Source organism: Streptomyces sp. NPDC060198, from assembly GCF_042728415.1.
Lineage (GTDB): Bacteria > Actinomycetota > Actinomycetes > Streptomycetales > Streptomycetaceae > Streptomyces.
Genome location: NZ_JBHWZJ010000205.1, coordinates 1 through 12,707, shown reverse-complemented (window position 1 = coordinate 12,707; position 12,707 = coordinate 1). Strand labels below are relative to the sequence as shown.

Annotated in this window: 13 protein-coding genes; 12 read left to right on the top strand and 1 reads right to left on the bottom strand. The window is 70.1% G+C overall.

Translation table 11 applies throughout. From position 1 onward, the window contains the following. Positions 1 to 225 precede the first annotated feature (225 nt). On the top strand, positions 226 to 945 hold the full coding sequence (locus ACFWEP_RS22750; protein WP_387372292.1) for a class III extradiol dioxygenase subunit B-like domain-containing protein: 720 nt from the start codon (positions 226 to 228) through the stop codon (positions 943 to 945). 184 nt (positions 946 to 1,129) lie between these two features. Here the strand turns inward: ACFWEP_RS22750 and ACFWEP_RS22745 are convergent, their stop codons facing one another. Further along, positions 1,130 to 1,420 carry an antitoxin gene (locus ACFWEP_RS22745; protein WP_387372289.1) on the bottom strand — a complete coding sequence of 97 codons (291 nt, stop codon included), beginning with the start codon at positions 1,418 to 1,420 and terminating at the stop codon, positions 1,130 to 1,132. A 160-nt stretch (positions 1,421 to 1,580) separates the two neighbouring features. On the opposite strand from ACFWEP_RS22745, the gene miaA reads away from it, so the two are divergent. The 11 genes from miaA (at position 1,581) to ACFWEP_RS22690 (ending at position 12,543) form a co-directional block, all read left to right on the top strand. Further along, the gene (gene miaA, locus ACFWEP_RS22740; RefSeq protein ID WP_387372288.1) at positions 1,581 to 2,519 is read left to right on the top strand and encodes a tRNA (adenosine(37)-N6)-dimethylallyltransferase MiaA; all 939 of its coding nucleotides are present in this window, start codon (positions 1,581 to 1,583) and stop codon (positions 2,517 to 2,519) included. Positions 2,520 to 3,122: 603 nt separating this feature from the next. After that, a complete protein-coding gene (locus ACFWEP_RS22735; protein WP_387372286.1) occupies positions 3,123 to 4,133 on the top strand; it encodes a LuxR family transcriptional regulator in 1,011 nt (336 codons plus the stop codon). Positions 4,134 to 4,546: 413 nt separating this feature from the next. Beyond that, complete coding sequence (locus ACFWEP_RS22730) at positions 4,547 to 6,148, top strand: AMP-binding protein (protein ID WP_387372284.1); 1,602 nt, start codon at positions 4,547 to 4,549, stop codon at positions 6,146 to 6,148. Next, positions 6,145 to 6,396, top strand: coding sequence for an acyl carrier protein (locus ACFWEP_RS22725; RefSeq protein WP_387372282.1), 252 nt, complete (start codon positions 6,145 to 6,147; stop codon positions 6,394 to 6,396). Before ACFWEP_RS22730 ends, ACFWEP_RS22725 begins: the two co-directional genes overlap by 4 nt. Positions 6,397 to 6,408: 12 nt before the next feature. After that, positions 6,409 to 7,404 (top strand): amidohydrolase family protein, encoded by a 996-nt coding sequence (locus tag ACFWEP_RS22720; protein WP_387372280.1) that lies wholly within the window; start codon positions 6,409 to 6,411, stop codon positions 7,402 to 7,404. A gap of 57 nt (positions 7,405 to 7,461) precedes the next feature. Further along, a complete protein-coding gene (locus tag ACFWEP_RS22715; RefSeq protein WP_387372278.1) occupies positions 7,462 to 8,397 on the top strand; it encodes a chlorinating enzyme in 936 nt (311 codons plus the stop codon). Beyond that, positions 8,387 to 8,665: a hypothetical protein gene (locus tag ACFWEP_RS22710; protein WP_387372277.1), complete on the top strand. Its 279-nt coding sequence runs from the start codon at positions 8,387 to 8,389 to the stop codon at positions 8,663 to 8,665. The genes ACFWEP_RS22715 and ACFWEP_RS22710 overlap by 11 nt, the downstream gene beginning before the upstream one ends. Before the next feature lie 151 nt (positions 8,666 to 8,816). After that, positions 8,817 to 9,737 (top strand): hypothetical protein, encoded by a 921-nt coding sequence (locus ACFWEP_RS22705; RefSeq protein WP_387372275.1) that lies wholly within the window; start codon positions 8,817 to 8,819, stop codon positions 9,735 to 9,737. 42 nt (positions 9,738 to 9,779) lie between these two features. Beyond that, a complete protein-coding gene (locus ACFWEP_RS22700; protein WP_387372273.1) occupies positions 9,780 to 10,235 on the top strand; it encodes a GNAT family N-acetyltransferase in 456 nt (151 codons plus the stop codon). Positions 10,236 to 10,258: 23 nt separating this feature from the next. Continuing rightward, the gene (locus ACFWEP_RS22695; protein WP_387372271.1) at positions 10,259 to 11,272 is read left to right on the top strand and encodes a hypothetical protein; all 1,014 of its coding nucleotides are present in this window, start codon (positions 10,259 to 10,261) and stop codon (positions 11,270 to 11,272) included. Continuing rightward, complete coding sequence (locus ACFWEP_RS22690; RefSeq protein WP_387372269.1) at positions 11,269 to 12,543, top strand: cation:proton antiporter; 1,275 nt, start codon at positions 11,269 to 11,271, stop codon at positions 12,541 to 12,543. The genes ACFWEP_RS22695 and ACFWEP_RS22690 overlap by 4 nt, the downstream gene beginning before the upstream one ends. Positions 12,544 to 12,707 lie beyond the last annotated feature (164 nt).

Here is a 12,707-nt window from a genome sequence, read left to right as displayed (position 1 = left end):
CCGCCCGCGGGGGTTTTGGGGGGCGGGCCAACCTGGGGGGCCCCGGCCCCGCTGGGGTTCGCGGGGGCGCGGGGTGGGGTCGCGCACGGCCCCGCCGCCGGGGCGCGGGGGCGCCGGGCTGCGGCTGCGACTGACCCGCCACCACCGGCCCGGCCGGGGCAGGACCCGCCTGGCCCGGCCGGGGCAGGACCCGCCCGTGGGGGAGCGGCCAGTACGCTGACCGGCATGCTTGTCGCCGCCGCAGTGAGCCCCTGTCCGCCCCTGCTGGTTCCCGAGGTCGCCGCCGGGGCCGCCCCTGAGCTCGCTCCGGCCCGGGCAGCCTGTGCCGAAGCCCTCGCCGTCCTCGCCGAGGCCCGCCCCGATCTGCTGATCGTGGTCGGGCCCGCCGGGGAGGGCGAGCGGGGCACCTTTCCGGCGGGGAGCCCCGGGGACTTCCTCGGTTTCGGCGTGGACCTCGGGGTCCGGCTGGGGCCGGAGGCCCCTGACGAGGACACCTCCGCCCGGCCGCTGCCCACGTCGCTCGCCGTCGGCGCCTGGCTGCTCGCGGCGGCCGACTGGACCACGTGCCCCGTGGAGGGGCTCGGCGTCGGCGAACCCCTCGCCCCGGAGCGGTGCGCCGAGGCCGGACGGGGTCTGGCGGAGCGCGCCGGCCGGGTGGCCCTGCTGGTGATGGGTGACGGCAGCGCCTGCCGCACCGTCAAGGCGCCCGGGTATCTGGACCCGCGCGCCGAAGGATTCGACGCCGTCGCGTCCCGGGCCCTGGGCGAGGCGGACGTGCGGACCCTCGCGGAGCTCGACGCTCCGCTCGCGTACGTGCTGAAAGCTGCGGGCCGGGCCCCCTGGCAGGTGCTCGCCGGCGCCGCGGACGGGGCCGGACTCCGGGGCCGTCCGCTGTACGAGGACGCGCCCTACGGAGTGGGCTACACGGTCGCAGCCTGGTCCTGAGCCGGTCCTGGCGGTGTACGGCCGGGCCGGTCCGCCCGGGCGGTGTTCCACCCGGACGGACCCCGCGAACGGGTGACGGCCGCGGAGCCGGGCCCCGCGGCCGTCCTCAGGACGCGCGTACGGTCGTACCGCAGTGGTCGTGCCGTAGCGGCCGGTGCCGTACGGGTGTGCCGTGCGGCCCGCGTCAGTGGGTCGGCGGCGGGGGCGTTTCGCCCGTGCCCCCGAAACCCGTCGTCGGACCCGGACCGTGCGCGTCCTTGTGGCCGAGGCGGTCCACCGTGTCCTTGGCCTTCTGCGTACCGCTCTGGATCTTGTCGCTGTACTTGCCCTTGGTCTTCTCGTCGACCGTGCGCGCAGCCTTGTCCAGGCCCTGCCCGATCTTGCCCCCGTGCTGGTGCGCGAGGTCGCCGACCTTGTCGCCTACCTTGTCCTTGGCCGGTCCAAGCCGGGCCTTCAGATTGTCCAGGAACCCCATGGGTCACCTTCCGTGCCGTGGTCGCTCGGGCCGAGCCCGCTCCCGCACCGTCACTCCTGTCCGGTGCCGCCGATTTTACTCGTCAGGAACAAAAGGTGCGTAATCACACAAACAGGTCGGCCGGGTCGGCGGGGTGCGGGACGTTTGGGAGACTGGGGCGGTGACAAGACCAGCTCCCGCCCCCCGCGTCATCACCGTCGTCGGCCCCACCGCGGCAGGCAAGTCCGATCTGGGAGTGTTCCTCGCCCAGCGGCTCGGCGGCGAGGTGGTCAACGCCGACTCCATGCAGCTGTACCGGGGCATGGACATCGGCACCGCGAAACTCACTCTTCCCGAGCGCGACGGAGTCCCGCACCACCTGCTGGACGTCTGGGACGTGACCCGCACCGCCAGCGTCGCGGAGTACCAGCGCCTGGCCCGCGCGGAGATCGACCGGCTGCTCTCCGAAGGCCGGTCCGCGATCCTGGTCGGCGGCTCGGGGCTGTACGTGAAGGGCACCATCGACGCCCTGGAGTTCCCGGGCACCGACCCCGAGGTGCGCGCCCGGCTGGAACGGGAACTGGCCGAACGCGGCCCCGGCGCCCTCCACGAACGGCTCGCCGCCGCCGATCCCGGTGCGGGCCGGGCGATCCTGCCCAGCAACGGCCGCCGCATCGTCCGCGCGCTCGAAGTCATCGAGATCACCGGAAAGCCGTTCACCGCCAACCTCCCCGGCGAGGAACCGGTCTACGACGCCCTGCAGATCGGCGTGGACGTCGAGCGCCCGGAGCTCGACGCCCGGATCGCCCTGCGCGTCGACCGGATGTGGGAGGCCGGGCTGGTGGACGAGGTCCGCGCGCTGGAGGCCGTAGGGCTGCGCGAGGGGCTCACCGCCTCCCGCGCGCTGGGCTACCAGCAGGTGCTGGCGGCGCTGGCCGGCGAGTGCACCGAGGACGAGGCCCGCGCCGAGACCGTCCGTGCCACCAAGCGTTTCGCGCGTCGTCAGGACTCCTGGTTCCGCCGCGATCCGCGGGTCCACTGGCTCGGTGGCGGAGAGCTTGACCGCGAGCAACTCCCGGATCTGGCCCTGGCGTTGGTCGAACGAGCGGTCAGTTCCTGATCGTGTACGGGAGCGTGCCGGGTCGGCCGCGTGGCGAACGCCTGGCCGGGCTCGTCCGGTTCGCGCCAGCCCTGCCCGGGCGTCCTGGGCAGGTCCGCGGTGACCCGTCCGTACGGATCGGCGAGGCTCCTGCGGACGCGGACGCGGACGCGGGCGGGGCCGTGCGGCTCCCGGCGGGACCACGCGGTCCTCGGGCGTGTGCTCCCGAACCGCGGGTCCCGGTCAGGGCCGCGCGCAGCCGATTCGGGCACGCTCCGCGCGGCCGGTGAGCTCTCCTCGTTCACGGCTCTGCGCTTTTCGGTGGACGCGTACGACCGGAATCGGGCGGGACGAAGTCCGCCACGCGACCCGGAAGCGCCAAGAATGAGCGTGCCGTACGGGCCGCCGGCCATCTTTTCCCGTCTTCTCGTCGGACTCTGCCTCTTTTCGCAAGGTTCCTCGCGGTATCCCTGGGCGGAAGCTGTGCGACGCATCGATCCGAGTTGATCGTCAGTTCTGTCCACCTGTCGGACGGCGCCTTAACACGATCTTCCGTCGGGCTTTATCTTCCCGGTGTCCGGTTACTGCACTGCAGCAAGTTGCCATGGGTGCGAGGGGGCGGAAATGAAGACACATGAGGATGTTCCGGAGGAGTTGTTGGACGGTGGACTTCTCCGACGCGTGTACGGATTCATGCTCGACGACAGCCGATGTGACGGGGTGGCGCTCGATGTGGAGAGGGTGTGTGCACAGCTCGAGGTGCCCGAGGAGGACTTCCGCGGGGCGCTGACCGACCTGGTGGCACTGGGTCTCCTGGTGAACCGTCCGGGGCGGGGCTTCGTCGCGGTCTCGCCCGACGAGGCGACCACCCGCGTCCTCCTCCCGCTGGAGTCCGAACTGCGCACCAGGCGCGCCCGGGTCGAGGAGGTCAGACGTCGGCTGGTGTCGTTCTCGCCGGTCTTCGACGCCAGTCTGCTGGCGCGCGAGAACAGGAGGCAGATCGAGCTCATCGACAACCTCCCCGACGTGCGCGAGGCGATCGCCGAGCTGTCGGCCAAGGCGCGCCGCGAGATCCTCACGGCCCAGCCGGGTGGCGGACGCCGGGAGGACGTCCTGGTGGAGGCCGCGCCCCGGGACTACGACACGCTCCAGCGGGGCGTGCAGATGCGCGTCCTGTACCAGCACACGGCCCGCAACAGCCGGGGCACCCAGTCGTACGTGGAGCAGGTGACCCGGCGCGGCGCCCAAGTGCGCACGCTGGACGATCAGTTCATGCGTTTCCTGGTCTTCGACCGGGAGTGCGCGGTGTTCGCGAACCCGGCGGACCCGGCCGGTGCCGTGGTGGTCCGCAACCCGTTCGTCATCGCCTTCATGGTCGAGACGTACGAACGCCTGTGGCTGACGGCCGAGCCCTTCGAGGCCGACGGGGACGTCCAGCCGGAGATCATGGACGACCTCAAGGACGCCATCGTGCGGCTGCTGACGGCCGGGATGACGGACGCGGCCGTGGCCCGCCGGCTCGGCATGTCCGTGCGCACCTGCCGACGCCACGTCGCCGAGATCATGACCACCCTCGACGCGGAGAGCCGCTTCCAGGCCGGCTACCTGCTCGCCCTCCAGGAGCAGCCCAAGTGACCCGTGGCGACGCGCCAGTGCCGTCGCGTCGCCACAGTTCCTCCACACGGCAGCCCGATTGATCCCCTCCTCGCTGCTTGCGCCCCTTTTTCTTCTCTCGGACATCAAGTTGCCATGCAGCTTGATGCTCCACCGTTTCTCCACTACTCGGCCCATGGTCCTGGCACTTTGATGCCACAGCGGTGAGCGGCCCGCAGCGCGGTACGGCGGAATTCGCGAGAACCGATCACATGGCGCAGCAACGACTGAGTGAGGGGCTGGAAAGTGAATCGCTTCAGCAAGGCGACTGTTGCGGGAATCGCGATCATCGTGGCCGTCCTGGGCAGTGCAGAAGGAGCCGCGGCCCGGCAACAGGAATTGCCCGTGAGTGCGACCACCGCCACGGCCGGCGACACCGGCTGGGGATAAGCCCCGTGTCCACTTCGCTCAATGATCTGTATCTGAGTCTGGCGGAGCACCCCGCACAACGGATGCGTTTCCTGTCGCTCGCGGGAAAATTGGTAACAAAGAATTTTCCGCAGATTTACGAGGACGTGCTGGAACTCATGGGTGAGTTCCGCGAACGCGGGATCGGCCCCGGCGACCTGGTGGGTGTCACCGGTCCCAACTCCTACGAGTGGGTCCTGGCCGACCTGGCCCTCCTGGGCCTCGGCTGTGTTCCGGTGGCCTTGCCGCTGGAGCAGCGGGCCGACGCCGCGGCGCTGGGCGAACTCGCCGAGAGGTACGGCCTCGTGGCGGTGGTCACGACCCGGCCGACGGTGGCGGAGCCCGCCGCACCGGACGGAGTCGCGTCCCTCGGTGAGCGCCCGTTGAAGTTCGTTCGCAGGCACGTCCCCGACGATCACCGGCAGGACCTGCCCGAGGACGTGTTCACCATCGCCTTCTCGTCCGGCACGGCGGGCAGCAAGAAGGGCCTGCTGATGTCCGCGAAGGGCGTGGAGAACACCATGCGCACCTCGGCGGAGGCGTGGCGGCTCACCGCGGAGGACGACCTGCTGATCGTCATGCCGTTCTCCAACTTCCAGCAGCGGTACCTGCTGTACACGGCCGTCCGGTACGGCACGGACGTGACGGTGGTCGCGCCGGAGCGGATGTTCCAGAAGCTCAGGGAGCTCCGGCCCACGATCGTCCTGGGGCCGCCCTCGTTCTTCGAACTCGCCGCCAACCGGGTCGGTTCGGCGGGGCTCCGCGAGAGGTGGCCGTACCTCCTCGCCACGGCCCTGCACGCGACCGCCCCGGGACGGGTGAGCCGCCGGCTGCGTACCCGACTCGGGCGCGGTTGGCTGGACATGTACGGCTCGCGGGTGCGGCTGATGCTCACCGGGTCCGCTCCCGTGCCGCCGCGCACGGTTCGGGTGTTCCAGCGTCTGGGCGCACCGCTTTTCGAGGTGTACGGGAGCACCGAGATCGGCTGGATCGCCTTCAACCTGCCGGGGCGGCACCGGATCGGCAGTGCCGGGCGCCCTGTCGACCGGATCGACGTGGACGTCGCCGACGACGGCGAGGTCACCGTACGCACCCGCCATCCCCAGTGCCTGGGCTACGTCTTCGAGGGGGTGGAGACGCAGGACGCGGTCTTCCTGGGCGACGACCGGATCGTGACCGGCGACCTCGGGGTGTTCGACCGGGCGGGCTTCCTGCGACTCAAGGGCCGCAAGAAGAACGTGATCATCACGCGCAGCGGCGTCAAGATCAACCCCGAGGAACTCGAACTGGACCTGGAGAGGGCCTGCCCGGGCGCCCGGGCGATGGTCGCCTCGCCCGACGGCGGCGGGCTGCTGACCTGTGTGGTGTGGCTCGACGACGAGCGGCACGCCGGCCGGGTGGCGCAGGTGCAGGCCTACCTCGACGAGGCGAACGCCAAGCGGGAGCCCGCGCTGCGCATTTCGGAGACGGTCTTTCGGGCTTCGTCCGAACTGAGTGTCGAAGAAGGGCTGTTGACGAGGAATTTCAAGATCGACAGAAACGCGGTCATGCGAAGGGTCTTCACCGAACGCACCGGAGTGGGACGTTGAACACGAGTCAAGCGAGCGACGAAGAGATCTGCGGGATCATCGCGAGCGTCATAGCGAAGAAAGCGGCCAAGGGCGGTGTCCGTCCCGGCATGAGCTTGCGGGGCGACCTGGGAATCGACTCCCTGGCCCTGATGAGCATCGTCTTCGTCCTGGAGGAGAAGACCGGCATCGACGCGTTCGCCCGGGTCGACGCCTTCGTCGCCGCCGAAACGGTGTCGGACATCATCGACATCGTCCGCAAGGGCTGAGGGGCGCCGGCCATGAACGACACCCGAAGCGATGCCCGGAACGCCGAAGAGCCCCGGAACGGCGACACGCAGAAGATCATCGACTTCCACACCCACATCGCCTCCGGGATGTGCTTCCCCCAGTCGTTCAACGACGGCGTGGTCGACAACATGACCGTCGCCCTGACGAGCAGGGGCCTGCCCATCACCCGGGACAAGGTCGCCCGCATGCACGCGGGCACGCTGACCGACCCGCTCTGCGACGAACTGGTCAGGCAGATGGACGAGGCCGGCATCAGCGAGTCCGTCCTGCTGCTGCCCGACTTCACCTACGCGCTCAGGGACAGCACCCACTCCATCGAGGAGCTCATCGACCACCACCGGGCGGTCGTCGAGCGCCATCCCGGACGCTTCCGGGTACTGGTGGGGGTCGACCCGCGCTGGGGCGCCGACGGACTCGCCCTGTTCGAGCGGGCCGTCGTGGAGTACGGGTTCGACGGCATGAAGCTGTACCCGCCGTGCGGCTACACGCTCTCGGACGAGCGCCTCTACCCGTACTACGAGATCTGCGCGCGGTACTCCCTCCCCGTCCTCTCGCACATCGGGGCCACCTCCCCGGTCCTCGACTTCGAGATCGCCCAGCCGATCTACGTCGACAGGGCCGCCAAGGACTTCCCCGGTATCGACTTCGTCCTCGCGCACGGCAGCGTCCACTACCCGGACGAGGTGGCGATGCTGTGCACCAACCGCCCCAACATCTACGTGGACGTCAGCGGTTACGAGGCCTTCGGGGCCACGGCACTGCGCACGCTCTTCAGCCGGGGCATCAACCACAAGGTCCTCTTCGGCACCGACTGGCCGGTGTTCCGCCTCCAGGGCCGCCAACTGAGCCTGGTCGAGAAGCTGGAGAAGGAAGGGGCCTTCCCGGAGTCGATGAGCGACGCCGACCGGGACCTCTTCTTCCACGGCAACGCCGCCCGGCTGCTCGGCAAGAACAAGCTCAAGCAGGCCGCGCCCACCACCGCGTGAGCCCCCACCCCACCTCTCTTCCCTCCTTTCCCACTCCGGTTACTGAAGGGCTTCGACGTGTCTGAAAGCACGACCGGCACGACCGGGACCGAGTTCCTCGGCCTCACCGACGAACAGATCAAGTTCTTCCAGGAGAACGGCTTCGTCGGCCCGTTCGACCTCTACGGCGAGGAAGAGGCTCCACTGCTGTGGAACCAGGCCATGATCGAGATGGTCACCTCGCAGAACAAGCCGCACAACTCCACGATCATCAACTACGACCGTCACCTGGACTGCAACACGCTGTCCGAGCACGTCGGCCGCCCGGAGATCGTGCACAAGCTGCGCAGCCTCATCGGCGACGACATCCTGTGCTGGAAGACCAACATCTTCAAGAAGGCACCGGGTGACGCGGGCACCGGCTGGCACCAGGTGGAGACGTTCGTGGTGGGCGACACCACCACGGAGGCCTCGCCCTCCCTGAAGTACACCGAGGAGGGGGAGGCGTACACCCAGGAACTCACGGTCTGGACCGCGTTCTCCCCGGCGGGCAAGGAGAACGGCTGCCTGCGCTACATCCCCGGCAGCCACAAGAAGTGGTACTACGACGAGTCCAAACCGCTCACCTACGACGTGGCGAGCAAGTCCCACGACTTCTTCGGCTACGACTACTCCGAACTCCAGCTCGACAGCGACTGGAACCCGGAAGACGAAGAAGTCTTCGAGATGGAGATGAAGCCCGGCCAGTTCGTCATCTTCCTCGCCAAGTGCATCCACGGCTCGCTGCCCAACGTCAGCGACACCACCCGCCTCGGCTACGCCTCCCGCTACGTCGCGCCCTCGGTGAAGGTGTACGAGGAGGTGGACAGCCTCAGCGAGTTCGGCGACACGATCAGCCTCGACTACCACGGCAGCGTCCTGGTCTCCGGCGAGGACACGTACGGCCACAACCGCATCCACGCGCAGAACCTGAACGGCGTGCCCTTCAAGAAGGTCGAGACCGATGAGCGCTGACGACTACCGCGCGAAGTTCGCGGACTTCCTGGGGACCCAGCCCACGACGGCCGGCCTCACCCGCGAGGACGTCGAGCGGGCCACCACCCGCGAGGAGCTGGGCATCAGCTCCCTGAACATGATCCTTCTCCTGGTGAACTACATCAAGGAGGAGGCGAACGACAGCGTCCAGTTGCGCCCCGAGTGGGTGTCCAGGCTGGGCTCCGTCGACGGCATCGTCTCCGTCGTCCGGGAGATCGACGAGAGCGCGCTCGCCGCGGCGAAGTGACACCCACGCCGGCGCGCACCACCGAGCGGGACGAAGGCCTTCCGATCGGGTCCGGCAAGACCCGAACGGAAGGCCCCGGGGGCCTCGACGGCGCATACCCGGATCCGGCGTCCCCCGGCCGCCGGATCCGGACCCACGGAAACGGGAGACAGTGACTGACAACCAACCCATCGCCCTCGGCTCCTTCGCGTGTGCCTTCGGCGCCCTGGAGCGCAAGGCGGAGGACATCCCCGGGTTCGAGCGGCTGTGGCGCGAGCAGTCGTCGGACGCCGAGTTCTCCGCCATGGGCAGCCGGACCTTCCGCGGGTTCTCCGGCCCGGTCGAGGACCATGTGATCGAGACGGTGCGCGCCACCCTGCGGGACGGGTCGGTACGGCCGGCGGACGTGGACCGCATCGTCTTCGCCACCAGCGACGCCCGGCTCGCCTCGCTGCGGCCCGACTTCGCCGGCGAGGTGCTCGCGGCCCTCGGGCTGGTGCACTGCGTACCGGTGGTGCTCTCCTTCCAGCAGTGCTGCAGCTCGCTCGCCGCCCTGGGGCACGCCAGGCACCTGCTGGCCGAGGAAGGCGTACGCAACGTCGTCCTCGTCTCGCTCGACTTCACGCCCGACGACGCCGACCGGGTCAGGTCCTTCGCCCTGTTCAGCGACGCCGTGGCCAGCTGCCTGCTGACCCGCGACGAGGGTGTGGTGCGGCTGCTGTCGACCGCCGTCGGCGTCGACCACGCCGGCCTGCGGGGCCAGGACTCCTTCATGTCGCGCCAGCGGGTGGCGCAGTCCTCGCTCGCCACCGCCCTGGGCGGGCACGGCCTCGCGCCGAGCGAGGTCACGAAGGTGTTCCCGGCCAACCTCTACCAGCCGGTGGCGCTGTTCAACGCCACCATCGCCGGCCTCGGCCGGGACCAACTGCACTTCACCGGACCGCTGGAACGCTACGGTCACTGCGGCAACTCCGACTGGATGATCAATCTGGCCGACTACCGCGACCAGGAAGGCATCCGGGCGGACGAGACGTACCTGGCCGTGTCCTCCGCCCCCGGCTTCTTCGCCTGCGCGCTGCTTGCAGGCGTCTGAGACGCCGGACCAACCTCCAGACGAGAAAGCGAAAACGGCACGATGAAGATCTCAGTGGACGACCTCTCCGGGCGTGACATCGCCGAGTTCCTCCAGGCCCACGTGGACGAGATGCGGGCGATCACCCCGCTGGAGAGCAAGCACGCCCTCGACCTCGACGGACTGCGCGTACCCGAAGTCACCTTCTGGACCGCCTACGACGGTGACACCCTGATCGGCTGCGGAGCCGTCAAGCGCATCGAGGAGGGCCACGCCGAGATCAAGTCGATGCGCACCGAACCCACCCGCAAGCGCTCCGGGGTTGCCTCCCGGCTGCTGGCCCACATCATCTCCGAGGCCCGCGGCATGGGCTACCGGCGCCTCAGCCTGGAGACCGGCGCCACCGACTCCTTCGCCCCGGCCCGCGGCCTGTACGAGAAGTTCGAGTTCACCTACTGCGGCCCCTTTGCGAACTACCGGGAAGACCCCAACAGCGCGTTCATGACGCGCCTCCTGTAGCGCCCACCCCGAAGGCGACGTCGATGAAGGACATTCCCCACCCCTACGACACCGCGCTGTACAGCCGGCTGTTCCTCAACTGCTCCCAGCGCCAGTCCCTGGTGATGCTCGCCGAGCGCGGCCGTCCCGTGCACCAGCTGCTCTTCCGCGGCCTGGTCAGCACGGACGAGATCCTGCGGCAGGCCGTCAGGGAGCAGCGCCCCAAGTACGGCTTCGAGAGCGGCATCGCCGGGCGGGACGACCTCGCCCTCATCGGCGTCGTCAAGGAGGAGGCCGCGTTCGACTCCTACGCCGACGCGCGCGCCCTGCTCCTCGACGTCGTCGCCCAGGAGGGCTTCGCGATCCTGGTCGGCGACGTCTTCTACTGGCCGCACTGCCCCGAGTACCGCACCAAGCACCTGGTGCACACCATCGTGCTCACCGGGTACGACTCCGACACCGGCGTGTGGCACGTCGTGGACGACAACCCGGCGAGCCTGCTGTGCTCGTACACCTACCCCGAGGACGTCATCGCGGCCTCCTTCGACCACAACGAGCTGCGCCGCGTGCGGTACTTCACCACCAAGGACCTCGACCCGGCGCAGGCCGAACAGGGCACCCGCGAGGCCTTCGCCGCCCTCCTGGCGGGGTACCGGGACAGCCACGCGCTGCTGGCCGGGGTGGAGGACCTGATCTCCTGCCGCTGGATCGCGCCCGAGCGGGTCTTCGCCCTCCTGCACGCCGCGTTCTCCCTCCACCAGGGCTCGCGCATCGCCCTGCGGGAGTACCTGCGGCACGCGTCCGGCGACACGGTCCTGGACGAACTGCTCGACCGGATCGTGCGGGGCGGGGCGGACGGCATGAACCACATGCTCCTCGCCCAGGTGACCGGAGCGCTCGACGTCCGGCGGACGGCGGAGGTGTGCCTCGCGCTCCAGCGGGCCGAGGAAGAGCTGCTGTCCCGGCTGCGGACCGTCGTGGGCGTCACCGCAACGGGCACCCCGGGCGGAACCACGACCACGACCGGCACCAAGTCGGCTACCGGAGGCGGGACATGACGGAAACGCAGGCGGCGGTGCTCCTCGCCGACATCGCCCTGATCATCGCGGTGGCCCGGTTCGCAGGCCTGATCGCCCGCCGCCTCGGCCAGCCGGCGGTCATCGGGGAGATCGCGGTGGGCGTCCTGCTCGGCCCGACCCTGCTGAACGGGACCGTGGCCGCCACGCTCTTCCCGACCGACATCCGGCCCTACCTCGGCGCCGTGGCCAACCTCGGCCTGGTCCTGTTCATGTTCCTCATAGGCCTGGAGTTCGACTTCGCCCGGCTGCGCGGCTCGGGCCGGGTCACCGGGGCCGCCGTCCTCGGCTCCACCCTCGTCCCCTTCGTGCTCGGCATCCTGCTCGGCTGGTACCTGCTGCGTTCGTACGACCCCGACCACCGCGTCGCCTTCGTCCTCTTCATCGGGGTCGCGGTGTCGGTGACGGCCTTCCCGGTCCTCGCCCGCATCCTCACCGACCGGGGCATGAACGGCACCTGGCTCGGCGCCGTCGCCCTGTCCGCGGCGGCGTTCTGCGACCTCGCCGCCTGGACGACGCTGGCCGGCCTGCAAGCTCTGGCCGGAGCGGGCGGCACCCGCTGGTGGCTGGTGCTGCTCTCCGTCCCGTACGTCCTCGTGCTCTTCCTCGTCGTACGACCCCTGCTCGCCCGGTTCCTGACCCGGCGGGGGAGCGAGGAACCCCTGTCGGCCGGTGACGTCACGGTCGTCGTCGCGGCGGCCCTGGCCTCGGCGGCCCTCACCCAACTGCTCGGGCTGCACTTCGTGATCGGCGCCTTCCTGTTCGGGCTCGCCATGCCCCGGCTGCACCCGGCCCGGCACGAGGGCCTGCTGCGGCGCACGGAGCACACCACCACGCTGCTGCTCCCGGTCTACTTCATCGTCGCGGGCCTGAAGGTCGACCTCTCCGGCCTCGGCGCCGACGGCCTCGTCCAGCTCGCCTGGATCATGGTCGTGGCGGTCACCGGGAAGTTCGCCGGAACCTGGCTGGGCGTCCGCTCCCAGGGCCTCCCGGCCCGCAGCTCCGCGGTCCTGGCCGGTTTGATGAACACTCGCGGGCTCACCGAACTCATCGCGCTCGGCGTCGGCCTGGAGGCCGGGCTCATCGACGAACGGCTGTACTCGCTCTTCGTCGTCATGGCCGTGGCCACCACGGCGATGACCGGCCCGCTGCTCGGCCGCCTCATGGGGCGCGACGACGGCTCCCCGCCACTTCTGGACCCGGATCTCGCCGTACCGCCCCGCGAGCGCGCGCCGGCCGGCGCCGGCCGGTGACCCTCCGAGCCCGTCCCGGGCACCGACGCCGAACCGTACGCGCCGCTGCCCGCCGGGGGCGACGACGCTGCTCGACGAGCGGTGACAGCCGGCCCGGAGCCGCGCCCGCCACCACCCCGGAGGATGTCTGATTTGTCTCCGTGGGCATCAAGTTGCCACGCAAC